This window comes from Algoriphagus litoralis, from assembly GCF_003259255.1.
Classification (GTDB): domain Bacteria; phylum Bacteroidota; class Bacteroidia; order Cytophagales; family Cyclobacteriaceae; genus Algoriphagus; species Algoriphagus litoralis.
Window position 1 is genome coordinate 361,991 of record NZ_QGOL01000007.1, and the last position, 25,146, is coordinate 387,136.

Genomic DNA, 25,146 nt, shown 5'->3' on the forward strand with positions numbered 1-25,146 from the left:
AATGCAGTGAATGGGTCGTTAGCTTACGGTTAATTTTCTAATTTCATGTGTTTAAAATTGAATTTAATTGGCCTGATGAATGCCTAAGACTATCATCACCTAATGTAAGGCCCACTCAGGACCATTTCATTGCATCATTTCCTCAAATTTTGATAAATCTACCCAGTGAAAAGCCCGCTTATCATGATTCGTACCTCACCGTGTCTGGGATAAGTGAAGGGGTGTACAAAGATCGTGGCAGCAAGTTCCATTACTTCTGTTATCCCGTAAGTTCGGAGGAAGAAATAAAGACAGTACTAGGGTCGCTTCGAAAAACTTTCTTTGATGCCTCACATCACTGCTTTGCATGGGTGCTAGGAAAAGAGGGATTGACTTTCCGTGCCAATGACGACGGAGAACCCAATCACAGTGCCGGAGATCCGATTTTGGGTCAAATCCGATCCCATCAGCTTACCAATGTTTTGATCGTGGTAGTACGGTATTTTGGTGGCACCAAGCTCGGCGTTAGCGGCTTGATCCAAGCTTACAAGACCTCAGCTGCCATGGCCATTGAAGAAAATGAGATCGTGGAAGAATGGGTGATGGTAAAACTTGCCCTTCAGTTCCCCTATCCTGCTATGAATGCAGTAATGAAAGTAGTCAAGTCCCAAAATCTTGTAATCATAGCTCAGGAGATGAATTTGGATTGTAACATTACCCTATCAGTCAGGCAAGGATTGGCCGAACAAGTCTTGGAAAAACTTGGAGAAATCGAAGCCGTATCGATCAGGATCGATTAAACAGCTCATCCAGAAATCCTTCTTCGCGTAGTACGTTGAAAATTTTAAGACAGGCCCAAGCATCCGTTGCAGCATAGCGCTGCTGTTTTTCGGTGAGCACCTCTGTTTCCCAATTGGAGACTTGCTCCGATTTGGAAATCCTGATTTTCAGGACCATTCCGCTCAAGTTCCTCACGCCTACATTTTGAAAACCAACCTTTTTCAATTCATCATTTAAATCGAAAAAAGATTGTGGATAAAAGCTGTCTGTAAGCTTCCCGAGCCCTTTCAGGTCATCATGGACTGCAGCTCCGATTTTGACTAGGTTTTCTTTTTCCAAGAGATTTCTAAGGGATTCCGGGAATCCGATTTTATTCAATCGGAAAAGAAATGCCTGCTCGGTCGTGGACAATTGAAGGAGGGAGACATGATTGAACTGTCCCTTTTTAAACGAAGGTTTGGTCTCCGTGTCAAAACCGATGATCCGCTGATCTTCCAGAAAATCCACCGCCTCCTCTACTAGATCGGGTTGATCGATCATAAAGATATCTCCTTCAAATTGCCCCAGTGGCAATTCATTTACTTCTTCTTTGCTAATACTATAAGGAATCATACCAACTCTTCTTCCGGCTCATAATAATGGATTCCGATTTTCAAATAACCATATAAAATGGTCATAAACGGACTGATAATATTAAAAAAACAATAGGGAGCATATGCCAAAGTGGCTACACCAAGCACAGACGCCTGAGTTGCTCCACAGGTATTCCAAGGGACAAGTACTGAAGTCACGGTGGCAGAATCCTCCAAAGTTCGGCTGAGGTTTTCAGGCTTGAGCCCGCGCTTCTTGTAGACATCTGCATACATTCGACCAGGGACCAAGATCGCCAAATATTGATCCGAAGTCGTCACATTGAAAAATACACAGGTCGCAGCAGTCGAGGCTATTAGCGAGCCTACAGAATGAACCTTTTTGATGATTGCCTCTGCGAGCACCCGGAGCATGCCGCTTTCTTCCATAATCCCTCCAAAAACCATCGCACAGACAATCAGCCAGATAGTATTGAGCATTCCAGCCATCCCTCCTGTCACCAAAAGTTCGTTTACGATCGCATTTTCCGTAACAATGGCGATTTCACCATAGAGTGCCATCATTACCGATTTGAACCCCAGGTACGCATAAGATCCAGTGTCATTTGTAATTCTGGTCACAATCTCCGGCTGGAAAACCAAAGCGAAAACTCCCCCAAGAAGCGCTCCCGCAAGCAATGCAGGAATCGCGGGGACTTTTTTCACAATCATCCCCAAGACTGCAAGCGGTACTATGAATAGCCAGCCTGAGATATTGAAATTGGCTGAAATCGTATCCGAAATCGCTTTGACATCATCCACACTTCCAGCCGTCTCATAATTCAACCCAATCACCACAAAAAGGATCAACGTAATCGTGATGGACGGCACTGTTGTTTTGGCCATATAGCGGATATGGGTGAACAGGTCCGTTCCGGCCATAGCAGGCGCCAAATTCGTCGTATCGCTTAGCGGTGACATTTTATCTCCAAAATAAGCTCCTGAAATGATCGCTCCGGCAATGATTCCCTCGTCAAAACCCAGAGCTTTACCGATGCCAAGTAGCGCGACTCCTACTGTCGCCACAGTAGTCCAGCTACTGCCTGTAGCCACAGACACTACCGCACTGATGACACAAGCCGCTACCAAAAAAATCTCTGGACTCAGAATTTTCAATCCATAATAAATCATGGCTGGTACGATTCCACTAAGCAGCCAGGTACCGGCCAAAGATCCGATCAGAAATAAAATCAAAATCGCGCTCATCGAAGAGCTGATGCTCTTGACAATACCATCCTGAAGTGTTTCCCAGTGTATTTTCAGACGAAAAACTGCAATAGATGCTGCCACCACAGAGGACAATACCAAAACCAGCTGATTGGACCCTGACAAACTATCTGTCCCAAAAATCTGAATGTTAATAATCAAAAGGACAATTAAAAATAAAATCGGAATCAGGGCATCAATGATACTTGGAGCTTTCTGAGAAATTTTCATTCAGTTATACCGGTGGTTTGGGAGCTTTGAATCTAAGGAAAAAAAATCAATTACATTTTTGAAAGTAGTTGGGAGAGCTCTTTACCCACTTGCCAACCTATGGCCACGCCCATACCGCCAAGTCGAACTGCGACTGCCGTCTTTTCGCCGATAGGCTGAATCAAAGGGCTTTTTTTAGGACCAAAAGCCATAATTCCTGTCCACTCCATTTCCCATTCAATACTTTTGCCAGGCAAAATTACTTCCGCAGCCAGGCTTTTTAAATGCGCTCTTATTTCAGGATTTATTTCAAAATCAAGAGATTTTTCTTTTTCAAAATCTTTGTTTCTGGCTCCGCCGAGCAGCAATCTACCGTCTACCTTTCGAAAGTAAACGTACCCCTTATCCAAATGGAAAGAACCTTTCCAAGGAATTTTTTCTGTCAAGGGTTTGCTTAAAAGTACCAAACCACGGCCGGGCTCCAGCGCTGACTCAGGCCAGAGTTTTTTGGAAAAGGCATTGGTACAAATGGCCACCTTCTTTCCTTTAAATTCATATACTTTGTTTTTGCCTGAATTTTCTGCCAAAACAATTCCCTCGTCTTTTTGAACTTCCACTACGGCAACTCCGGTGAGAATCTTTATGCCCATTTCCGAAGCCATATTCCAAAGCGCTCCTAAATATGCCCCAGGATCCAGTTCTCCCTCAAAGTGATTTTCCACGACCACTTTCACCCGATCGGAGAAGCCCATTTTTTCCGGTTTCTTCACTAGCGTGAAAACCTCCTTTTTGAAGATCTTCTTGAGCATTTTGTTTACCTCTCCCAGTTGATCGACTGCGGATAGATTTTCCTCCTCGAGCAATTCAAATCCATGGGTATGCTGGTAACGAAGCGTGGCATCTCCAAAATTCTTCCGAATCTGCTGCAGCCCTTTGTATCTCCGCTCAACTAAAGCTGTGACTTCATCAGGAGTCATTTTCCAAAAATCATCCAATATTTCCGTCAAGCTTCCAAAACAGGCAAATCCTGCATTCTTGGTACTAGCTCCCGTCGGGAAAATCCCTTTTTCCAAAACCAGCACATTCGATTTGGGATTTTTGCGTTTAAAATTTATTGCTGTAGAAAGTCCGGTAAATCCCGATCCGATCACAATCAAGTCATAGCTAAAGAAATTTTTTTGCTCCCAATAACTAAACATGTTTCAGAAAATTGTTTAAATTTTTAAAATGAGTTCCCTATTTTGAATCGAAACTACCTTAATATAACCCAAAAGCCATGAGAAAAATAGATTTGCTCCTAGACGAATATGGTCAAAGCCATCAAAATGACACCAATAAACTGATCCACTGGTTTTGTGTTCCGGCAATTTTCTTCAGTGTAGTGGGTTTGATTTTTAGTATCCCATCCGAGATTTTGAGTGAACCGCTTTCCTTTTTGGGAAATTTCGCCAACTGGGCTTCAATTGCCCTGTTCTTGATTCTCATTTACTATATCTCTCTTTCTGTCCCATTGAGTCTGGGAATGCTTTTTTTCTCCGCGTTATGCCTGGCTTTGGCGAATTTTTTGAGCATTGTCTTTCCTGGGAAGCTTTGGATGATCAGTTTAGGGACTTTTGTTTTGGCTTGGATTGTACAGTTTTTCGGTCACAAGATCGAAGGCAAAAAGCCTTCATTTCTGAAGGATGTTCAGTTTTTGCTGATCGGTCCTGCCTGGCTCATGCATTTTATTTACAAAAAAATAGGGCTGGCTTATTGAGTAAAAATGGGATTTGATCAATTCCCCGGAAATAACTCTTGAATACGTGCAATGGCTTTTTTATTGGTGTTTGACTGGATACTCATGAGAATTGACTTTTTCTCCCGAGCAGTCAGCCTCCAATTCAGTGATGCGCGCTGCATCGTCTCTTGCGACCCGGACAATTCCTCTACTTGGACCTTTTCTGGGGCATATTCAAATTCAATTCGCTCCAGTTCAAAAGGCATCGATTCATTCATGTAATTGAAAAGCACTTCATTTTGGATCGTTTGGACATTGTCCCAATTGGTGTAGATATTCTTGAGTGGATTGAATATTTTCTCAAAGATTCTTGGCAGTTCTGTCTGCGGAATCTCCGTGGATTTTTCTGAATCACGGATCGAAATGACCACTACACCACTGGTATTATTGGCTATCCAGTCCTGAAACACGTACAAAAACCGCAAGCCATCCTGAATCCCGAAATTGTCGGACAATCCCGTATCCATCGTTTCCATAGTAGGCTCAGAGGGAAGTTCTACATTAGGTGTAATAAAAGGAAACGTAGCGCTCATTCGCAGCGCACTCAGAAATCGCAGATTACCCGGATCATGCGACTCAAAAAACCGCAAAAAGTCGATCGACTGTTTTTTCTCTCCAAATCCAGTCTTTCCCAGAACCGAACTTCCAAAATAGGACATGGAGTGGGGCGTGATCACTAGCTTTCTCCCATCATTGGTCACCAGTGTTGTGACCGGTAGCAAGGGAATCTGGGCTTCAAATTCCGGTTGCTGATATGCGATCAGGGGTTTGTCCATGATCCCCATGGTATTGATATTGAGCTGATTTTCGAAGGCAAATCCACGATCTTTCAAATGACGATATCCCCGATACTCAAAGCGCTGATTTCTGATCAGTAGGTCATTGACCAATAACGTGAAAATGATAGGATTCAGATTGTCGGCTGAGATTTGATCCAGATACTGAGGGGCGACTGGATCAAAAGCCGGGTCTGAAAGCGACCTCAGGTAAATTTCACGGAAAAACGCCTCACCTAAGACTCCGCCAGAAGCTCCTGTGTATAACTCCGTATGTCTAGTTATTTCCCCTTTAGTGGCTTGGTGTATAGTCTGTAAAACATGAAGAGTCCACATAGCGGCGCGTTGCCCTCCTCCACTGGCTGCTACCACTACCAACTTGGGCAAGGAGTCTTCGGGAAACTTGGACTTCCAATTTTCCAAAATCCTTAGGGTATTCTCACGGTCTTTTTTCAACGTATCGGGGTGAACCAGTGAATCCAGTCTAGCAAGCGTGTAGGGAGTTGGCTTAATGTCATAATTGATCCCAAAAGCCTCGTGTGGGCGATTGAGAAAAGAAAAATTGGAGAAAAAGTTGACCGAAAAGAGCAGCAAAAATACAATCAAAGTGGCCCAACTCCTCAACCAAAAACTCAATGCACCAACTAGCATAATCAAAATAGCCAAAAGCAAAGTAACACTCATGGCAGCAGGAAACTGAAGAATCTCTTTCTCTTTGAAAAATCCCAAAAACAAAACAAACAGGATCAGGAAACTCTGGATCAAGAATAGGTTCAGATGGTTTTGGTCAAATACCCTCAGCAACTTTTGCGCATCAAATCTTGCCAGATCAGGGCGAACATCCTGCAACTTGAGCTTCAGATCTAAATACGTGATGACTTGATCCTTTTTGTTCTTTATTTCTTTGTATTGGCTGAAAACTGTGGCTCGAGTCAAGCGGACTTTTCGAAGTCGCTTGTCAAGGTTACCGGCAAAGAGGATAAAAAAATCCTTATTGGTAAAGGAAAAGTACCCAAAAATCAACCCATAGCTCAGGATGCTTCCCAGACTGAATCCAAGGTAAAATTTAACGACCTCCCAATTAGAAGGCAAGTCATTATCCAACTGGAAAACAACAAACTTGATGGTATAGAGCAAATAGAAAAGTAACGGGACAATTGAGTTATTGATGCAATAATGGATGAAGGGCTTGGGTACCACTGCCAAAAACTTAAACTGCCTACCATCCACGATGTAAGTAGTCATGTGAAAAGCCATGGTCAGCATAGCCAATCCTACTCCCATCAGGGCAAAACTCAACCAAGAAACTTCATGCAAATACTCCGGATCCAAAAAAAGAAAAGGAATCCCTAAAACCACCCCAAATTGCTCCAAGATCACCCCTGCCAACACTACCCAGATCAGAAGTAAAGCGAGATTTTTACGCAGGTGAAGTAAGAAAAGCTGTATTGGAAAACTAAATAGAATTCGGTCTCTCATGGGTTTAATGTTGTGAACAAGTTACTCTTTTTTGATAATTCCTAAGGATCCATCCGGCACGATTAGTTCTGCTTATTTTTAGGAACTGACAATCAATGTTTTGGATAGTTAGCTAACCAAAGAGGTGAAGATATCCATGGAAATCATTCGCAGCTTTAGGATAGAAAAAGTACCTTCGAATCTTAAAACAGAAAAAGATGAGAACCTGGTTTTTGTGCAAAGTAAAGTACGCAAAGGAAAATGAAGAAGGCTTGCTCAAGAGTATATCAGAGCAATATTTGGTAGATGCAGTTTCTTTTACCGAAGCCGAGGCTATTCTCTATGACAGGCTAGGATCACAGATTCGAGGCGATTTTCAAGTGACAGGCATCAGCAAGAGCAACATCGTTGATGTATTTTTCTATGAGGATGCAGATCAGTGGTACAAGTGCAAAATCACCTACCTCATCGCCGACGGGGACAATGGCAAAGAGAAAAAAGTAACTCAATATATGATTGTCACTGCTGAAGATCTGCGCCAAGCCTATGACAGAATCCAAGAAAGTCTGAGCAACATGCTGGTGAGCTTCCGGGTACCTGACATCACAGAGAGTCCAATCATTGAAGTATTTCCTTTTGAAAAAGACGAAGTAGCAGAACAGCTTCCTCCAGGGAACTTCCGTCCGGTAAATCAAATCGAAGAAGAATAAGAAAATGAATAAGAGCCACTGAAAATGGCTCTTTTTTTTAGCTCAGGTCGGAATTAGCTTGATTGGCAATCACAAACTGTATCAGCTCATCCATGGTGATACCCGCCCGCTCACTTGCATCTAGAATATCCGCTCTGCTGACTTGTGCAGCAAAGGTTTTATCTTTTAACCGCTTTTTAACTCCCTTCACTTCCATTCCTACGTAGCCCTCAGGTCGCATCAGCGAATAGGCATGAACAAAACCGCTCAACTCATCAAACGCATAAAGCATCTTATCCATCTCAGAAACAGGCTCCACTCCAAAATAGCGTGGACCATGCGAAGCAATCGCCCGGATTATTTCAGGATCGATACCCCGCAGTTCTAATTCCTCGATGATCTTCCTACAATGCTGATCGGGCCATTGATCCCAGTCGGCATCATGAAGCAAGCCTGCCAAATACCATTTATGAATATTTAGGTCATCCAGCCCTCTCGAAGCCGCGAAAGCCTTCATCAAATGGGCAACTTGTTTCATGTGAACTTTAAGTTTTTCATTCAATACCCAATCATCCAGAAGACGCTTTGCTTCCGGAGTAGACAAAACCTGATCGATATTTTGAGGATTACCAAAGCTACTTCTGTTTAGTCGAAGTGAATCATTTTCCATTTTAAATATATTTTATTGTATTTTAAATAATTTTTTATGTCTTACGTACTTCAAACGAAGAAATCAATTACCTTTGTACCATGCAGAGTTGGGATTCGATCAAAGTCTTGAGTAACCTAGCAATCACCTCAGAGTATTTTCTGCAGGTGACCTTGGATAAGTCTGGAAAGGTTCTTTCCTCTGACTCAGGCATTGGCCCGGTTCCTTCACTTTTCGATCACAAAGAAAAACCCATATTTTTTGCTGATTGCTTTCTCGCCTCTGATTGGTCAAAATATGAAAATCAGCGAATAAAAGCTTGGAAAAGCAGTCATCAATCCTTCATCGTTGACCTTCAAAAAATTAACCATCCAGACGGTAACACAGTCCTGACCAAATGGGAGTTTTTTTTCATCACAGAGGACTTTGGAACATGCCTTGGACTTGGTCATCCAGTAGAGCCTCTTCGTCCATACAATTTAGGCCTGGGAGAATTCATTGAAGGCACCACCAATAGTAATGAGCTGGTCGATATCCTACTAGAAAATAAGCTTCTTGGATTTTGGGATTTTGAGCCGGAAACCAAAACTGATTACATCAGTAGCGGACTCGCCCAAATGCTCGGTTATTCTGAAGATGAGATCCGAAGTCAAAAGAATATTTCTTGGCAGAATCACATTCATGCTGATGATATCCAAGGCTTGATCAAGGACTTGTCGATGCACTTCAAAACCACCGGAAATATTCCTTTTAGAAAAGAATTTAGGATAGTATCCAAGGGAAATCAAGTCAGTTGGGTGATCGGATTTGGCAAGACTACTAAATGGAAGGAGGATGGTCATCCAAGCAAAGTTCAGGGACTATTGATTGACATCACAGAAAAGAAAAAGCAGGAAATATGGATGCGTGAACACCATTATTTCCTTCGTGATCTAGCATTCCAGCAATCGCATTCACTACGGGCTCGGGTAGCCAATATTCTCGGTATACTTGAAATCATGGATACCGAACATCAAACTCCGGAGTCCCGGAAACTTCTTGATATTCTCAAGACAGAATCCAAACAGCTTGACCAAGCCCTAAAGAAAAGCATTAAAGACTCCGTCAACCAAAATGAATCTTGGGAACGCGGTATCGGTCCTTCCTGATTAGAGATTTCTGATTTTCCACTTGGCTTTCAGATAGCCCCAAACTACGCCGGGGCTCATGGCTTTTTTCCTCGGGAAGCCTCCATCATATCCCACATTTCTTGAGGTATTTGGTCCAGATTGTTAAATTCACCTGCTCCCTTAAGCCACTCACCGCCATCTATGGTAATGACTTCCCCATTGACATAGGCTGAGAAATCAGAGACCAAGTATGCAGCGATATTAGCCAGCTCCTGGTGCTCACCGACTCTGCCTACCGGGACTTTTTTTGCAGGATCAAATTTCTTTACCAGGTCTCCTGGCAGCAATCTGCTCCATGCGCCTTCAGTCGGAAAAGGACCAGGAGCAATTGCATTAGACCTGATTCCGTATTTGGCCCACTCTACAGCCAAGGAGCGAGTCATGGCCAAAACTCCTGCTTTCGCCGCTGCGGAAGGGACCACGTAACCCGATCCAGTCCATGCATACGTCGTGACGATATTTAAAAATGTACCTGACTGCTTTTGGGCTATCCAATCTTTACCTGCGGTGAGGGTCACCTGTGACGTTCCTTTGAGTACGATATCCAAAACAGTATTGAAGGCATTTGTTGACAGCCGTTCGGTCGGGCTGATGAAGTTTCCTGCAGCATTATTGAGTACCGCGTGGATTTGACCCAGCTCAGCTTTGGATTTTTCCCACATAGCCTCTACTTGTTCGATATCACGAACATCGCATGCCACCGGAAAAACCATCCCGCCATTTTTCTCCATCATTTCCCGAGCCGTCTCTTCCAAAACATCCAGCTTACGGGAAGTGATCACGAGATTCGCTCCCAGTCTTAAAAAATATTCACCCATTGAGCGTCCTAGGCCGGTACCACCTCCAGTGATGAGAATGTTTTTATCTTTGAGTGCCCCATCTCGGAGCATTCCTTCGTTATAGTTCATTTTAAAGTAAGTTCGTTTTAGTCCAAGATAGTAATCGGGCGCGGTAATTGAAAGGAATTGTGAATACTGTATGCAAATGAAAAATCTCCTGCTTCTTTTTCTTTGTTCATTGATCTTAAGCTCCTGCACAGAGGACGTCAGCCGAAATATCAACACTGACTTAACACAGGAAGCTGATCAGTTTTTTAGATTCTCAAGTGCTTTAGGCGAAACCGGGTATCTAGGAAATATTTCCTACGGAGATTATTTCAGAATAAGTGGTGACGAAATCCCCGGCTGTCCCCTCATCACTCGCAATACTGCTACACGTACGATCATTTTAGACTATTCCAATCCGCAAGCATGCGAACACTTAAATTCAATACCAAGAGAAGGGAAAATCATACTGGACTTTGGATTATCCAACACAGCCGAGGCCAGTTGGACCATGAAATATGAAGACTACTCTTTCGGAAGTATTAAAATCGAGGGTGTTAGGGTATTTAGGAATATTTCGTTTAATGAAAATCAGGAAAGCGTAGAAAACCTAAAAATTACATTGGATCCAAACCTTGGATTTGTAGTCAATGGCACATTGTCCTACTCAGTGGCCAGGCTCAGTGCACGACCATTTGCACTTAGCACCAGAGGAAGAGTAGAAGGTACTAATCCTGCCGGTAGAAATTTCTTTGCCGCTATCACAGGTGCAAAAGAGCAATTATTTTCCTGTTATCGGCTGGGATGGGAACTACCTCAATCCGGTACGGAATCTTGGATTGTGAGTAGAGGAAATTCAAGCAGTCTGGAATACATGGTGAAATTTGAAACTGGTGATGGGTGTAATCCTACGGTAATTTCTACTCTTCCTGATGGGAGGACGATTCAATTGAACCCATAAAAAAAGCCCCGAATTTCTCCGAGGCTTATTCTTAATCAGTTTATCAGAATTAATATCTGTAGTACTCTGGCTTGAATGGTCCTTGAACCTCCACACCGATGTATTGTGCCTGATCTTCAGATAGCGTATCCAGTTCGACTCCTAGCTTTGCCAAGTGAAGTGCTGCCACTTTCTCATCCAGATGCTTTGGAAGCACGTATACGCCTGGCTGATACTTCTCGTGATTAGCCCAAAGCTCCAACTGTGCAAGTGTTTGGTTGGTAAATGAATTGGACATCACAAAGGATGGGTGCCCAGTAGCACAACCCAAGTTCACCAATCGACCTTCGGCCAAGACGATGATTTCTTTTCCATCCAGTTCATAGAGATCCACCTGCGGCTTGATCACATTTTTGGTGTGACCGTAGTTTTTGTTCAACCACGCCATGTCGATTTCATTGTCAAAGTGGCCGATGTTACACACGATCGCCTTGTCTTTCATCGCTTTGAAGTACTCTCCATTGATGATGTCTTTATTTCCTGTAGCTGTGACGATGATGTCTCCTTCTTTTACAGCATCCTTCATCTTTTTCACTGCAAATCCGTCCATCGCAGCTTGAAGCGCACAGATCGGATCAATTTCAGTCACGATTACTCGAGCACCGGCACCTCGAAGTGAAGCGGCAGAGCCTTTTCCAACATCACCATATCCTGCCACAACCGCTACTTTTCCAGCCATCATCACGTCAGTAGCGCGACGAATCGCATCCACAAGAGACTCTTTACAGCCGTATTTGTTATCAAATTTAGACTTGGTCACCGAGTCGTTCACATTGATCGCAGGCATCGGAAGGGTGCCATTCTTCATTCTTTCATAAAGTCTGTGGACACCTGTCGTGGTCTCCTCTGACAATCCTCTGATTCCTGCCACCAATTCTGGATACTGATCCAAAACCATGTTGGTCAAGTCACCGCCATCGTCCAGAATCATATTCAATGGCTGTCTGCCTTCTCCGAAAAACAAGGTCTGCTCGATACACCAGTCAAATTCCTCGGCTGTCTGACCTTTCCAAGCATACACCTGGATTCCTGCTGCTGCAATTGCCGCCGCAGCATGATCTTGAGTAGAGAAAATATTGCAAGATGACCAGGTCACCTCAGCGCCCAAGGCAACCAAAGTTTCGATCAACACTGCTGTCTGAATCGTCATGTGAAGACAACCTGCGACTCTGGCGCCTTTCAAAGGCTGAGATAGACCAAACTCCGCTCTCAAGGCCATCAAACCCGGCATTTCTGCCTCCGCCAATCGGATTTCTTTTCTCCCCCACTCAGCCAGAGAGATGTCTTTTACTTTATACTGAATGAATTTTTCAGATTTAATTTCTGACATGTTATTGATAGTTAAAGAATTAAAATCTTTTGATGGTCGCAAAGTTACCGCATAAAATCGGGAATAAAAACCTCCTTAAAGATTTGGAAAGCCGATTTGCTTCAAGTCGAAAAATCGTGCTGAACCATCTCTGAGGATCATTTGGAGTTTCCCTGCTTTGGATACCCCTTGAATTTTACCCTCGAATTCGCAGGAATTCTCAGTAAATATTGCCCATTGATCCCTTAGAAATAGATGACTAATGTATTCCTCCAGGATTGCTTGAGTTCTTCCTTTTTTTAACGAAATATATCCCTGCTCAATATGGGCTACTAAAAGTCTAAAAATCTCTTCCAAACTGAATTGACCCCCAGTGATCGATGCTAAAGAAGTCGCTTTTTGAGTTTCAAACTGAGTCTGGTTGATATTCAATCCGATTCCAACCACGGCATAGTCCCAGCCATTCGAGCTCAGGATATTTTCAATCAAGACCCCACCGACTTTTCCATGACCGGGTACCACCAGATCGTTTGGCCATTTAACTTTGATGTCGGGAAGATATTCCTGAAACAACTTTCTGATCCCATTAGACACCATCATGTTCAAGTAAAACTGCTCGGAGATGTCCAAAAATCCAGGTGACAAAACCAATGAGAAGGTAAGGTTTTGATTGGCTTGTGTTTCCCAACTGTTGCCGCGCTGCCCCTTCCCCCGAGTTTGATGCCCGCATATGATTATCGAACCTTCTTTGGCCTGTCCGGTTCGGATTAGTTCAAGCGCTTTGTCATTAGTAGAGTGACACTCTGGCAGGAAAAGAACATCTTTCCCCAAAAAAATCGTGTTGGCAAGAATTTTATACATTATTTTTCGGTTGGGCTTGTAAGTGATTCAAGATCGCACCGTAAAATTAAATTTAATATATGACAGCAGAAGCGCTGAGCAAAGTTATCGTCAAAGGGATGGAGGAAAAAAAAGCCTCTGATATTTTGGTGATGGACCTTAGAAAGATTAAAAATTCAGTAGCCGACTTTTTTGTGATTTGTTCGGGAAATTCCAACACGCAGCTTGAAGCTATATCTGAGTCAATCGAAGAGGAAATTCTAAAGGCAAATGAAAAACCTGCGAAAAGACTGGAAGGTAAAGCAAACGGAGAATGGGTATTAATGGATTACTTTGACGTAGTCGTCCACATATTCCTAAAAGAAAAACGTCATTACTACGGTTTGGAAGAACTCTGGGGTGATGCCAAAACAACACGGATCAATTAAAAAACAGGATAAACTTTCAAAAGGTTAATCCGTTTTAGCATAAGTTTAAAGAATTACCCCTAAAGCGATGAGCGAAAAAAATAAGAATAAAAATATAATTCCTAAGTCACCTCAAAAACCGAATTTTCAGCTCTGGTTGATTATTGCGGCTGTTTTGGTGCTACTGGGATTGACATGGATTCAACAGCGTGGAGCGGTGATAGACATTACCCAAAAGCGATTTGAAGACATGTACCTAGCCGGAGACATCTCCAAGGTCGTCATCGTCCGCAATATGAACCGTGTGGATGTGACCCTAAAGCCTTCGGCCCTTCAAAATGCAAAATACAAGTCAGAACTTGAGGCCAATTCTTCTTTCTTTAATCCGACTGGTCCGCATTATGCCTTGCAGGTAACGACCTCGGATAAGTTTCAGACAGACTTTCAGGCTTTGGAGGAAAAAGTTCCAGAAGAAGATCGAATAGGTGCTTCAGTCACTAATGAAGAAAACTGGAGCAGTTATTTTGGAAGCTTTGGATTTCTGATCCTGTTGTTTGTCTTCTTTTGGTTTATGATGCGAAGGATGGCAGGTCCATCTGGACCTGGAGGTCAGATCTTCAATGTAGGTAAATCGAAAGCACAGCTTTTTGACGCTGAAAATAAGGTAAAGATCACGTTTGATAACGTAGCTGGTCTGGATGAAGCAAAGGAGGAAATTCAGGAGATCGTAGAATTCCTTAAAAACCCTGGAAAATTCACCAAACTTGGTGGAAAAATACCTAAAGGAGCACTCTTAGTAGGCCCTCCAGGTACTGGTAAAACTTTGCTTGCAAAAGCAGTAGCGGGTGAAGCAGGTGTTCCCTTCTTTACACTTTCAGGTTCAGACTTCGTCGAAATGTTTGTCGGTGTAGGTGCTGCACGTGTGCGTGATTTGTTTAAGCAAGCCAAAGAAAAAGCACCATGTATCATCTTCATTGATGAGATCGACGCAATCGGTAGATCCAGAGGCAAAGGTCAAATGCCGGGTTCAAATGATGAACGTGAAAATACCCTGAACTCACTATTGGTGGAAATGGACGGGTTCGGAACTGACTCCGGAGTAATCGTACTTGCTGCTACCAACAGACCTGACGTACTAGATAGTGCTCTCCTTAGGGCTGGACGCTTTGATCGGCAAATCTCCATTGATAAGCCAGATATCAACGGACGTGAGGCCATCTTCAAAGTGCATCTCAAGCCGATCAAAATCGCCGATGATATCGATCCTAAGAAACTTGCTGCGCAGACTCCGGGTTTTGCAGGAGCTGAAATCGCTAACGTGTGTAACGAAGCCGCTTTGATCGCTGCCAGAAGAAACAAATCAGCAGTAGACATGCAGGACTTCCAGGACGCAGTGGATCGGGTGATAGGCGGACTGGAAAAGAAAACCAAAATAATTTCCCCAGAGGAAAAGAAAATAGTTGCCTACCATGAAGCTGGCCATGCTGTGGCAGGTTGGTTCTTGGAGCATGCTGATCCATTGGTAAAGGTCAGCATTGTACCTCGTGGAGTCGCTGCCTTGGGATATGCGCAATACTTGCCTAAAGAACAGTTCCTCTACCAAACAGAGCAGCTTATCGACGAGATGTGCATGACACTGGGTGGACGTGCTGCTGAGGAAATCATTTTTGGAAAAATCTCCACAGGTGCACTCAGCGATTTGGAGCGAATTACCAAAATGGCCTATTCCATCGTATCCGTCTACGGAATGAATGAGAAACTGGGAAACATTTCCTTCTACGACAGTAAAGCCGATGGTTACAAAATGACCAAGCCGTACTCTGAAGCCACTGCTGAAATGATCGATCAGGAGGTAAGTAAGTTGATTCAATTTGCATACACCCGAACGATCGATTTGCTGAAAGAACACAGAGATCATCTGGAAATTTTAGCAAAAGAGCTTCTTGAAAAAGAAATACTCTTCCAAGCGGATCTGGAAAAACTGATCGGAAAGCGTCCTTTTGACAAAGAGACTACCTATCAAGCTTTTACAAACAAAAAAGATAAAGTCGTAGTAGATCAGGACGTCGTAAAAGATGATATTGCTCCTGTGGATCCTGATGCTGATCAGGCAGAAGTGCCTGAGGTGAAGGAAGAAAAATAATTACAAAAGCCCCATACAGATTGGGGCTTTTTTATTTTTGTTCCCTGACAGTATCTTAGCATATGCAAGCTGCCCCCCTTGATTTCCCACTGAACCAAAAAAAACTCTATTTCGCCTCTGATTTTCACCTAGGGGCTCCCGATGCCCAGCAAAGCAAAATCAGAGAAAAACGGATCATTCGATGGCTGGATTCGATTGCAGACGATGCTGCTGCAATTTTTTTGGTAGGGGATATATTTGATTTTTGGTTTGAATATCGACAGGTGATTCCCAAAGGATTCATCCCTTTTGTTTCCAAAATATCTCAACTACGAGATCGAGGCATCCCGATACTTTTTTTTACAGGCAATCATGATCTCTGGATGAAAGACTACTTCACCCAAGAGCTCGGAATCCCCGTATATCATCACCCCATTGAACTTTCGGTAGAAGGAAAAAAAATCTTAGTCGGCCATGGTGACGGACTCGGGCCCGGTGATAATTCCTACAAAATCCTTAAGAAAGTCTTTACCAATCCTGTTGCCCAATGGCTTTTTCGCTGGTTTCATCCCGATTTGGGAATTAAACTTGCCAAAGCCTGGTCAAGCCATAGCAGAATCACCAATGTGGAAAAAAATGAGAATCACTTTCTCAACGAAGAGGAATGGCTGTGGCAATACTGCAAAGAAATAAACACTAAAGTTCCTCACGATTTCTATATTTTCGGACATCGACACTTGCCCTTGGAACTTCCTGTGGGGGAAAAATCAACCTATTTTAATCTGGGCGAATGGGTCTCCCAAAATACTTATCTTGAATTTGATTCCCATGGAGGCAAACTCTTGACATTCGAAAAATGAAGACCTTATTCTTTCTAATCTTTCATTTGCTTAGCAGATCACTTTTTTCGCAGGAAGTCCTTCTGTTCGAAAATCCCATTTCGGAGATCTCGATTGACAATCTGGACTTGGTTTCTTTGGATACTCGGGATCAAATCTTTGCCAGCACCGGAAGTGGGGATGTGCTGCTTTTTGATAAATCCGGAAAGCAACTGAATCTCTTTTCTCCCCCTCGACAAGCTCGAATCCAGCAACTGGAAGCCTCTTGGACCGTGAATATTTTCACTTTTTCAGCAGATCTCCAAGAATATCGCGTCATGGACCGATTCCTAAACCCAATCGCTGAAAACAGCTTCCTGCTCAATAACATCACCCTTCCCAAAGCAGCCACATTGGGAAACAACAACATCGTTTGGGTATGGGATGAGTCTGACTTGTCCCTGAAAAGCCTAGACTATCTGCGAAACATCATTCTTCAGTCTCAGCCATTGAATCTGATTCTGGATTCGGAAGAACTCCGCGTGACTGAGATCCGGGAATTTAAGAACCGGCTTTTCATGAACGTCCCCGAGTCGGGAATCTACATTTTTGACAATCAGGGGAATTTTCTTCAGAAAGTTTCCATCCAAATCGAGCAGCGCATGTGCTTTTACAAAGAACAGTTGTTTTGGATTGAGGGTGAGCGTCTAAAAATGTATTCATTGGCGACAAAAGCCATATTCGACCTAGGAAAGCTGCCAACCTCTGACATTGAATCCATCCAAATTGGTCAGGAAATTATGACTCTCCGATCAGAGGACAAGATCAAAGTATACCCCATACCGGAGGGAATGAAGCGGATCAAGTGATTTTTTATCAGCCCTTTGGTAAAAAAATCTCAGCCATCATGCAACGGGCACTACCTCCTCCAAGCTTTTCGATGGTGGGTATTGCCGGACTAATGATTGTAGTGTACTTTTCGATTTGCTGGATCTGACCCACATTGAGTGAATCCAGAGCCGTCTGTGACATTACCGTAAACTTTTCACCCCCATCATTTCCTACCTCCAGCATATTTCCGGCAAAGTTGAATTTCTGCTTCGCTGTGATGGGAATCAACTTTTTGCCTGACTTAGTCAGTGATTCCTGTACCTTCCTTCGCTCTGCTAATCTGGGAATACTATCGAGACAAACCACAGCCAAATCAGTGCCGATGTGCATCATCACATTGGTATGGTAGATCGGACTGAGCTTGCCCTCAATCTCCTGCACGGCATCAAAACCCAAAACAGAATACCCCAAAATCTTAGCGACATAATCCAAGGGAACCTGATGGGTCCGCTCAGAATAGCATGCATAGATCACTTTGGCCTGATGGTCAATGACCATGCTTCCGGTACCTTCCATATATTGCTCACTTTCCTCAAAAAAACTCAGGTCAACGATCTCATTCACTTGAAAACCCAGCTGCATCAAGTTCTCGATAATATCTTTTCTACGCTCTTGCCGGCGAATAGGTGAGTACATCGGGTATAGGATCAACTTTCCATCCGGATGGGTACTAAACCAGTTGTTTGGGAAGACAGCGTCTGTTTTTACAGGTCGGGTTGTGTCCTCGACCACGATGACATTCACCCCCTGATCCCGCAACATTCCCACAAACCCATCGAATTCAGATTTGGCCAAAGCTTTTACCTCCTCTTGACTCCTCGAATCCTGTTTTTGATAGAAATTATTCTCGGCCGTCTCTGGATTGAAGCCAAAGTTGGCCGGACGAACCATCAAAATGGTAGAACTAGTCTGCATGGGTTATTTATTTAAAGAATATCGATAAAGAACCGGGAAGATGTTAAATCGCTTTTCACTGATGGTGTAGTATGCCCTGCCATCCGACTGAAACCCTATCGCCTCACCCTGTGGCTCCGGTACGTAGGGAAGTTCCTTAGGAGCTCTGGCAAGTGCCTGCAGCACGGATTCACCTTTAGTCCTCTCCCAATAGTAAACCTTGAAATAATTTTTGATCAAAATCCTCGTCCCATCTTGACTGATATCTGCGGCTGTAGCACTGGTAAACGGTAGCTTGACCTGTTCTTTGGCCTCTACATCTTTTTTACCAAAATCATCCGAATTCAATCGAAAGAGGGTGTTTTGACTATCCCGCTTTGAAACTACAAACAGATCACCGGATAGGGGGTCTACAAAGAGGCTTTCGGCATCCATAGGTCCCTCGGGATACTCAAATTCCAAAACCTCTGGCTTTAGAGCACCCCTTTCACTAAACCGTTCTGGTTCTGGAAATCGAAGGATTTTCACCGACTTATGAACGCCGGCATTATCCCCTATTTCTGCGATATACACATAGGATTTTCCTTTGGGGCCAGGTCCCACGGCAATATCTTCCCAATCCCTGTTTTCTATCTCTTCCAATACAATTTTGCCGATCTCCCTCCCCATCGAATCCAAGACATACACGGCAGCTTCCCCTCCACTGTCGGTGTGGGTATAGAATTTATCCGGATGATTTTTGGAAAAAGCCAAGCCGCTCATTTCCTCCAAAACGGGATTATCGATCGTACGAATCGGAATTCCAGCCAGATAGACAGAATCAAATTTTTGCTGTGCAAATCCAGAAAATGAAAGGAAAAGTAGTAGAGGAAGAAATCTAAACATGGTAAAATAGGATGCTCAAAAATACGGGAATTGACGGACCTACTCTGAAAACTTCCTGTTAATTTTAATTCATAACTCTAAATCCAGATTGGTTATGGACGCGATCTTAAAGAAAATGAACTTCAAGGAAGGAATGAAAATTCGGATTTGGAACGAGCCAAGTGATCTGAATAAATTGTTTGAATCTTGGGAAAAAGACGGACTAATGGCACACTCAGAGGAAAAAGCAAACTTCATGCTTTCCTTTGTGCAAACAGAAGCTGACATAAAAACCTACTTCCACGAAATGCACAGGCTATCACCAGACGATGAAATCATTTGGTTTGCTTATCCCAAAGGCACATCCAAAAAATACAAAGCTCAGATCAACCGTGATTCAGGTTGGAAGATCGTCGGTGATATGGATTATGAAGGTGTCCGGCAAATTGCAATTGACGAAGACTGGTCAGCACTTCGATTTCGAAAAATCAGGTATATCAAAAACCTGACAAGGAAATTCAGTGCAAAAAATCAGTAGTCCTCTAAAGAGAAAAGATATTCTCAAAAAATAAGTCCCTGAAAAAGAAATAGAAGTAAGGCAAAAGAGCCAGAATCTAAGATTTTTTCAAAAAGGGATTTGGAATAAAAAGGTGATGCACCTACATTTGCAACACGATTTCCAAAAGGGACATCGTTAACACTACAAAATTCCTCCATAGCTCAATTGGTTAGAGTCCCGTAAGTACGGGATTAATCATAGAGTCAGAGAGATTGAAATAAGAGATATTCCTCCTTAGCTCAGTTGGTTAGAGCACATGACTGTTAATCATGGGGTCCTAGGTTCAAGCCCTAGAGGGGGAGCAAAAGCCTTGCAGAGATGCAAGGCTTTTTTTATTTTCATCTATGCCGTTTTTTAGCTACATCCTCCACTCAAGTTCAACTGACAAATACTACGTCGGGCAATCAGAAGACCCTTTTCGCAGGTTAACTGAACATAATTTTGGTAAATTCCATAATTCAACCACCTCAGGAAAACCTTGGGAGATCAAGGCTATTTTTGAAATATCTGGTGGTCGAGGCGATGCTTTAAAAATCGAATCCTTTATTAAAAAGCAAAAGTCGAGGAAACTAATTGAGAAGCTAGTTGATCCTCAATTTATTCCCTCCGGTTCCTTAGCTCAATTGGTTAGAGTCCCGTACGTACGGGAGGAGCTTCAAAAGCCTCAAAATCTGATGATTTGAGGCTTTTTATTTCCTTTTTTCAAGCTTTTCCACAGCCCTCTCGACTTTTATACAAATTCCTTACTTTTAACCCATTCCTTCCATAGACCGATCCCGATAATTGTCACCCACATGAAACTAATTCTTAACTGTTTATTTGCTTTCGCTCTCGTGTTTCTATCTTCAGAAATCAGTGCTCAGACTATTCTAGAAAAAGAAACCGTGGCTGACCTTAACAAAACCCCCAACTACGCCTTTGGAGTAAAAGACGAAGATGGCCTGATGAGTGCATTGTCCTTGTTTGATACCTTCGCTCATAATGGCGTTCAGTTCGAGAATTTTGAAATTGTGGTCAAGGGACCTGTCGTAAAAACGATGGTCAAGGGATCGGATCTTGAAAAGCAGTTTGAAAAATATAAAGGTAAAATCCGTGTAAGTATTTGCAGTGTTGCAATGAAACGGCAGGGAATTACTAAGGAACAGCTGTTTTCTGGATTGGAGATTGTGGAAACTTATACCATCCGGATTTTACAGCTTCAGGCTTTGGGATATAATTCCATTTTGTACTGAGGTATACTACTTTTTGCCATGCTACACTTTGGCTTCTGATTATTTTAGAAAGAGATACAAAAATCCAAGATCTATTCGGTAAGGAATAAAAGCCTTCAGCGTCTGCCCTGAAGGCTTTTGCTTTTTCAGGATTCCATAAACCTCGTTTTATTGACCAGTCTGATCGCGAAGGAAACGATGTAAATCAGTACTCCATAAATCGTAGAAATCGTACTGTACTTCAATCCTCCCGCAATCATGGCTTGGTTGATTTTTCCTCCAAACGACTCAATCCCTTCAAACATCCCCTATAATCCCACTACCTGCCCAAGGATTCCGACAGACAAGGCCAATAGCCCCATTTCTTTGGTCCACTCCTGAAACTTAAAGGCCGTAACCAAGACTGCCAGCAACAAAAGGGTCAGGATGCTCATGATGATGTGTCCTCCTGCATTGAATAAATCGATCATATTTTTTTGGTTTTGGTACAGCTCAAAATAAGCCCAAAACAACGCCTCCAAGGTAGGCAATAAACCCTCCTAGACCAGTCAAAAACAGAATTAATGAACTTCGGGAAAAGGCAAAAACCCCTTCTGAGCTCAATTTTACTATTTTTGACCATATCCAAATCCAACCGACTTGAAATTGCCTTCTGGCTGGCAACCGCTTTCCTGATGTCCCTGATTGTCCGGGATGCTTTCTCCAATTCTTCAGGGAGCTGGCTCGCGGGATGCCTTTTACTCCTTCCTACCCTGCTTCTTCAAAAAGGTATTTCTTGGGCTTTGCAATTCACCCATTGGAGACGCTACAATCGACTATTGCTCGTGGGCATTACCTCGCTTCATCTGGCCTATTTGGCCATCACATTTGTGTATTGGTATTTTCTGGGCTTCAACTCAAATTATTTTGAAAAGTCTATCATCAACCCCATTCTGCTATGGGTAATCATGGGATTTTTTTCAGGACTTTATTTTTTCCTTTTTCGAAAAAATAGCACTATCCCAAGCCATTCCGAATCCATTTCCTTTTATAGCAATAGAAAACTGATTTCCTTGAAACAAAATGAAATCCTCTTCATCGAAAGTCTGGGCGAACACACCACCATTCAATTGGTCAATGGGCAATCTTTGAAAAACGGGGTAAAAATAAGTGAATGGACTCAACGCCTCCCTCAATTTATTCGCGTTCATCGGTCATTTCTGATCAATCCTAATTTTGCAATTTACAAAGGACAGGAACTTGAGATGAACGGAAAGCAGACCATCCCCATTTCCAGAACTTACAAGGAACAGACCAAGGCCCATTTTTTGGAAAAATAAACCAGAAGCAAAGCACTTGTCTGCTTAAATTTCAAGAAGCATAAGGCTACATGAAAGACGTATCCAGAGTTGCCACAACCAGTTAAAAAGTTTGTGAGAAAAATGGAAATCCTAGCAATGCTGATTTATCTTCAAAAAGACGAGATCGCCGCGTCCATCCAAGTGGATCGTTCTGTCAGAAACTGCTTGAGGTTTAGGATGGACTGTTCATAGTTCACGCCAATCCCCTGATCCCATTTGGCATAGTTTCGCTGGATGGCTCCATTCTCCTGAAGGTAAGTGACCGCATCATCCACTACTTTTTGCAAAGCTGAAGGACTCAATTCGCTCTGGCGAAGCGCCTGCCATCGTGTCTTTACTGCTTGTCTAAACTGGGGATCCGCCAGCAACCTATCCCACCAGAAAGGCACCATCCAAGGGTCATTGCTAACATAGTCGTTGTAATTGACTACCCAGTCATTCATAGGTATCCGCCCTCCTTCATCAAATCCGATATTCATATCCCAAATTGGTCCCATAGCAAGTTTTCCATCGCGATCTTTCTGCAAAAATGTACTGATCCGATACGCGTCTACATTGCGGCAGAGCTCGGAGATCAGGAAATAATCTACAAATGAGTTCTGGTCAATAAATGCCGTGTACGTGCGCTCAGCAGTCTCAAAATCGTCTGAAATCAAAGCCGTCTCAAACTCCTTCATATAGGACGCAATGTATTCTTTTTGGTCAGCGGTGATGTCCTCAGCCTTCGGATATTCATAGTTAAAATAGGTCTCCAAATACTGTTGGGAATGATACGGAGCCTGGTAGGCAGGAATTGTCAGGGCTTGTTGAAATATATCAAATTCACTTCTGAAACTATTGAATGCAGTGTAGCGGGCGTCGTCGTCCCAATTATTCAAAAAATAAGACAAAGGCTTGCCATCATGCTCAGGGCCAGCATCGGACTTGTCGATTTTCAGAATATAGCCTCCACTGAGATTGGTGGAACTTGCATTGAGCGATTTGATGTCTATTCGCTTGGAGTCGCGTTTGATTTTTTCGCAGAAATAATAAACGCCCATGTATTCCCCATTGACTTCCACTTCTACCAATTGCCCTCTGCTGGCATATTTGCCTATTTTCCTTGAAAACTCATAGCCCACATGATTGTAGATCAGACTTTGATCCCAAAGGTATTTTTCATTCAGATTGACAACATGGCCTATGAGTCGCCAGTCTTCTTCAGCAGGCATACCAAAAAAAGCCACATCCACTCCTTCCCCTACTTCGTCCACTGTCTCGAAGTTAAAGCCTTTCTTATCCGAAAGCCGGAAGGAGGTCTTGCCCCGATATTCCAAATCAATAGTCTCCTCCTGAATCAGCTTCTTTTGCTGATAGATCTTCATGCGAGCGGACGTTCCAGGCTCATAAGGTATCTCCCTTCCTTGAGTATCAATGACCAAATAGGGCAATTCGCTTTCCTCTGTATCAACCGCAAATACCTGCCCATCGTCGCCCATTGGAATAGGCTTTTCGACAGGATCGGAACAGGCAGTGATAAATAGAAGAACAACAATCCAGTTCAAAAGAATAGAAAGTAGGTTGGGTCTTACGGGCATTGGGCGTATTTTTTTCAATATTACAGGAATCGGGCGAATACATTCCTGACGTTTTAACTCAAAATCAACTTTTTCAGGTGAAAAATGACTGAATATCCGCACAATGATCGAAGAAGCCTCTGAAAAGCCATTCACAGCAGAATTGCAGTCGTACCTGATTTAGTCTCGGGTAAGCAGCTCAATTTCCATAAAAAAGCCGGTTCAAATTGAATATCGAACCGCTGTTTAAAAGTCAACCGAACCAGAATTACTCGTGTCTGGATCCATCCATGACTTTAAAGACATGTAGCAATGCCGGAAAAACGGCGTCAATAGACTCCCCCGCTCCACTGGATGAACCCGGAAGGGCAAGGATCACGGAGTTTCCGATTTGACCGGCAAGAGATCTGGAAAGCATGGCAAATGGGGTTCGCTGCTGTCCGTAGCTCCGGATAGCTTCTTCGATACCCGGAATCCTTCTGTCCAGGATTTCTTCCAACGCTTCAGGTGTACTGTCTCTCGGGGAAAGGCCTGTACCTCCGGTAAAAATCAGCAAGTCGACGCCCTTTGCAGTAAAATGCCTAGCTACTTGCTGAATTTCTGATTTGTCATCCGGAATGATTTTTTTCTCCACTACTTGGACACCATGCATTTCCAATTTCTCCCAAATGATCGCACCTGATCGGTCTTCACCTTTCCCTGCGGAAATGGAATCTGAGCAGACGATGATCGCTGCGTTTAAAATCCGACTTACTGCAGGGCTGCGATCCGATTTGCCACCCTTTTTTTCCACCAACTTAATCTGCTCGATGGTCACACCTTTATCGATCGGTTTGAGCATATCATACATTGTGAGCGCGACTACGGATGCAGAGTGCATCGCCTCTACTTCTACACCTGTCTTGTAAATGGTATGGATTTCTACAAAAACGGTAATTTCCATCTCTCCTACCTCATAGGAGATCGCTGTGTACTCCACCGGAAGCGGATGGCAATCCGGGATCATATCTGCAGTACGTTTTGCAGCGAAAAGCCCTGCCACACGGGCACACTCGAGTACGTCGCCTTTGGGTACAGTCCTGTTTTGGATAGCGAGAATTGTCTCAGGCAAACTGACTTTGACTATTGCCTGTGCGATGGCTTTTCGAAGTGTATTACTCTTATGCGTGATGTTGACCATGGTGTATTG

The 25,146-nt window shown here is 43.2% G+C and carries 27 protein-coding genes and 1 tRNA gene; 14 read left to right on the top strand and 14 right to left on the bottom strand.

Going from position 1 to position 25,146, the window contains the following annotated elements:
* Window positions 1-149 precede the first annotated feature (149 nt).
* On the top strand, window positions 150-779 hold the full coding sequence (locus DK188_RS09240) for an IMPACT family protein (protein WP_232825702.1): 630 nt from the start codon (window positions 150-152) through the stop codon (window positions 777-779).
* On the opposite strand, the gene DK188_RS09245 is transcribed toward DK188_RS09240, so the two are convergent.
* From DK188_RS09245 to DK188_RS09255, 3 genes are read right to left on the bottom strand one after another with little or no spacing between them, the layout of a single operon-like run.
* Window positions 766-1,371 carry a 3'-5' exonuclease gene (locus DK188_RS09245; RefSeq protein WP_111670521.1) on the bottom strand — a complete coding sequence of 202 codons (606 nt, stop codon included), beginning with the start codon at window positions 1,369-1,371 and terminating at the stop codon, window positions 766-768. The two genes, DK188_RS09240 and DK188_RS09245, sit on opposite strands and share 14 nt — an antisense overlap.
* Complete coding sequence (nhaC, locus tag DK188_RS09250) at window positions 1,368-2,825, bottom strand: Na+/H+ antiporter NhaC (protein WP_111670522.1); 1,458 nt, start codon at window positions 2,823-2,825, stop codon at window positions 1,368-1,370. Before nhaC ends, DK188_RS09245 begins: the two co-directional genes overlap by 4 nt.
* 50 nt (window positions 2,826-2,875) lie before the next feature.
* Window positions 2,876-4,003, bottom strand: a complete 1,128-nt coding sequence (locus tag DK188_RS09255) for an NAD(P)/FAD-dependent oxidoreductase (RefSeq protein ID WP_111670523.1) — start codon at window positions 4,001-4,003, stop codon at window positions 2,876-2,878.
* Between the two features lie 77 nt (window positions 4,004-4,080).
* On the opposite strand from DK188_RS09255, the gene DK188_RS09260 reads away from it, so the two are divergent.
* The gene (locus DK188_RS09260) at window positions 4,081-4,560 is read left to right on the top strand and encodes an Mpo1 family 2-hydroxy fatty acid dioxygenase (protein WP_111670524.1); all 480 of its coding nucleotides are present in this window, start codon (window positions 4,081-4,083) and stop codon (window positions 4,558-4,560) included.
* 17 nt (window positions 4,561-4,577) lie between these two features.
* On the opposite strand, the gene DK188_RS09265 is transcribed toward DK188_RS09260, so the two are convergent.
* Complete coding sequence (locus tag DK188_RS09265; protein ID WP_111670525.1) at window positions 4,578-6,836, bottom strand: patatin-like phospholipase family protein; 2,259 nt, start codon at window positions 6,834-6,836, stop codon at window positions 4,578-4,580.
* A 197-nt stretch (window positions 6,837-7,033) separates the two neighbouring features.
* Between DK188_RS09265 and DK188_RS09270 the strand changes: the two genes are divergently transcribed.
* Complete coding sequence (locus DK188_RS09270; RefSeq protein WP_111670526.1) at window positions 7,034-7,525, top strand: DUF4494 domain-containing protein; 492 nt, start codon at window positions 7,034-7,036, stop codon at window positions 7,523-7,525.
* 37 nt (window positions 7,526-7,562) lie between these two features.
* Here the strand turns inward: DK188_RS09270 and DK188_RS09275 are convergent, their stop codons facing one another.
* On the bottom strand, window positions 7,563-8,174 hold the full coding sequence (locus DK188_RS09275) for an HD domain-containing protein (RefSeq protein ID WP_111670527.1): 612 nt from the start codon (window positions 8,172-8,174) through the stop codon (window positions 7,563-7,565).
* Window positions 8,175-8,254: 80 nt separating this feature from the next.
* On the opposite strand from DK188_RS09275, the gene DK188_RS09280 reads away from it, so the two are divergent.
* Complete coding sequence (locus DK188_RS09280; RefSeq protein WP_111670528.1) at window positions 8,255-9,301, top strand: PAS domain-containing protein; 1,047 nt, start codon at window positions 8,255-8,257, stop codon at window positions 9,299-9,301.
* Window positions 9,302-9,357: 56 nt separating this feature from the next.
* On the opposite strand, the gene DK188_RS09285 is transcribed toward DK188_RS09280, so the two are convergent.
* Entirely contained in the window at window positions 9,358-10,230 is an 873-nt protein-coding gene (locus tag DK188_RS09285; protein WP_111670529.1) for an SDR family oxidoreductase, read from the bottom strand.
* A gap of 76 nt (window positions 10,231-10,306) precedes the next feature.
* Here DK188_RS09285 and DK188_RS09290 point away from each other — a divergent pair, with 76 nt between their 5' ends.
* Complete coding sequence (locus DK188_RS09290) at window positions 10,307-11,107, top strand: hypothetical protein (protein WP_157963204.1); 801 nt, start codon at window positions 10,307-10,309, stop codon at window positions 11,105-11,107.
* A 49-nt stretch (window positions 11,108-11,156) separates the two neighbouring features.
* On the opposite strand, the gene ahcY is transcribed toward DK188_RS09290, so the two are convergent.
* Together ahcY and DK188_RS09300 are read right to left on the bottom strand one after the other, a co-directional pair.
* Window positions 11,157-12,476: an adenosylhomocysteinase gene (ahcY, locus tag DK188_RS09295; RefSeq protein WP_111670531.1), complete on the bottom strand. Its 1,320-nt coding sequence runs from the start codon at window positions 12,474-12,476 to the stop codon at window positions 11,157-11,159.
* A 75-nt stretch (window positions 12,477-12,551) separates the two neighbouring features.
* Entirely contained in the window at window positions 12,552-13,316 is a 765-nt protein-coding gene (locus DK188_RS09300; protein ID WP_111670532.1) for a biotin--[acetyl-CoA-carboxylase] ligase, read from the bottom strand.
* Between the two features lie 59 nt (window positions 13,317-13,375).
* Between DK188_RS09300 and rsfS the strand changes: the two genes are divergently transcribed.
* From rsfS to DK188_RS09320, 4 genes are all read left to right on the top strand, one after another.
* A complete protein-coding gene (gene rsfS / locus DK188_RS09305; protein WP_111670533.1) occupies window positions 13,376-13,723 on the top strand; it encodes a ribosome silencing factor in 348 nt (115 codons plus the stop codon).
* Between the two features lie 67 nt (window positions 13,724-13,790).
* On the top strand, window positions 13,791-15,845 hold the full coding sequence (gene ftsH, locus DK188_RS09310; RefSeq protein ID WP_111670534.1) for an ATP-dependent zinc metalloprotease FtsH: 2,055 nt from the start codon (window positions 13,791-13,793) through the stop codon (window positions 15,843-15,845).
* Window positions 15,846-15,907: 62 nt separating this feature from the next.
* Entirely contained in the window at window positions 15,908-16,684 is a 777-nt protein-coding gene (locus DK188_RS09315; protein WP_111670535.1) for a UDP-2,3-diacylglucosamine diphosphatase, read from the top strand.
* Window positions 16,681-17,511, top strand: a complete 831-nt coding sequence (locus DK188_RS09320) for a hypothetical protein (protein WP_111670536.1) — start codon at window positions 16,681-16,683, stop codon at window positions 17,509-17,511. The genes DK188_RS09315 and DK188_RS09320 overlap by 4 nt, the downstream gene beginning before the upstream one ends.
* 7 nt (window positions 17,512-17,518) lie before the next feature.
* Here DK188_RS09320 and ctlX read toward each other — a convergent pair whose 3' ends face one another.
* The gene (gene ctlX / locus DK188_RS09325) at window positions 17,519-18,448 is read right to left on the bottom strand and encodes a citrulline utilization hydrolase CtlX (RefSeq protein WP_198672992.1); all 930 of its coding nucleotides are present in this window, start codon (window positions 18,446-18,448) and stop codon (window positions 17,519-17,521) included.
* A gap of 3 nt (window positions 18,449-18,451) precedes the next feature.
* Window positions 18,452-19,312, bottom strand: coding sequence for a hypothetical protein (locus DK188_RS09330; RefSeq protein ID WP_111670537.1), 861 nt, complete (start codon window positions 19,310-19,312; stop codon window positions 18,452-18,454).
* 94 nt (window positions 19,313-19,406) lie between these two features.
* Here DK188_RS09330 and DK188_RS09335 point away from each other — a divergent pair, with 94 nt between their 5' ends.
* The 4 genes from DK188_RS09335 (at window position 19,407) to DK188_RS09350 (ending at window position 21,082) form a co-directional block, all read left to right on the top strand.
* Window positions 19,407-19,829, top strand: a complete 423-nt coding sequence (locus DK188_RS09335) for a hypothetical protein (protein WP_111670538.1) — start codon at window positions 19,407-19,409, stop codon at window positions 19,827-19,829.
* 249 nt (window positions 19,830-20,078) lie between these two features.
* Window positions 20,079-20,152, top strand: a tRNA-Asn gene (locus tag DK188_RS09340).
* A gap of 42 nt (window positions 20,153-20,194) precedes the next feature.
* Window positions 20,195-20,533, top strand: coding sequence for a GIY-YIG nuclease family protein (locus DK188_RS09345; protein ID WP_111670539.1), 339 nt, complete (start codon window positions 20,195-20,197; stop codon window positions 20,531-20,533).
* 111 nt (window positions 20,534-20,644) lie between these two features.
* Entirely contained in the window at window positions 20,645-21,082 is a 438-nt protein-coding gene (locus DK188_RS09350; RefSeq protein ID WP_157963205.1) for a hypothetical protein, read from the top strand.
* A 125-nt stretch (window positions 21,083-21,207) separates the two neighbouring features.
* Here DK188_RS09350 and DK188_RS21455 read toward each other — a convergent pair whose 3' ends face one another.
* Both DK188_RS21455 and DK188_RS09355 read right to left on the bottom strand, forming a co-directional pair.
* Window positions 21,208-21,366, bottom strand: a complete 159-nt coding sequence (locus DK188_RS21455) for a hypothetical protein (protein ID WP_157963206.1) — start codon at window positions 21,364-21,366, stop codon at window positions 21,208-21,210.
* A gap of 3 nt (window positions 21,367-21,369) precedes the next feature.
* On the bottom strand, window positions 21,370-21,531 hold the full coding sequence (locus DK188_RS09355) for a hypothetical protein (RefSeq protein ID WP_157963207.1): 162 nt from the start codon (window positions 21,529-21,531) through the stop codon (window positions 21,370-21,372).
* Window positions 21,532-21,675: 144 nt separating this feature from the next.
* On the opposite strand from DK188_RS09355, the gene DK188_RS09360 reads away from it, so the two are divergent.
* The gene (locus DK188_RS09360) at window positions 21,676-22,380 is read left to right on the top strand and encodes a LytR/AlgR family response regulator transcription factor (protein WP_157963208.1); all 705 of its coding nucleotides are present in this window, start codon (window positions 21,676-21,678) and stop codon (window positions 22,378-22,380) included.
* A gap of 131 nt (window positions 22,381-22,511) precedes the next feature.
* Here the strand turns inward: DK188_RS09360 and DK188_RS09365 are convergent, their stop codons facing one another.
* Together DK188_RS09365 and moaCB are read right to left on the bottom strand one after the other, a co-directional pair.
* Window positions 22,512-23,978 carry a CotH kinase family protein gene (locus tag DK188_RS09365; protein ID WP_111670543.1) on the bottom strand — a complete coding sequence of 489 codons (1,467 nt, stop codon included), beginning with the start codon at window positions 23,976-23,978 and terminating at the stop codon, window positions 22,512-22,514.
* A gap of 247 nt (window positions 23,979-24,225) precedes the next feature.
* Window positions 24,226-25,137 carry a bifunctional molybdenum cofactor biosynthesis protein MoaC/MoaB gene (moaCB, locus tag DK188_RS09370; RefSeq protein WP_111670544.1) on the bottom strand — a complete coding sequence of 304 codons (912 nt, stop codon included), beginning with the start codon at window positions 25,135-25,137 and terminating at the stop codon, window positions 24,226-24,228.
* Between the last annotated feature and the right edge of the window lie 9 nt (window positions 25,138-25,146).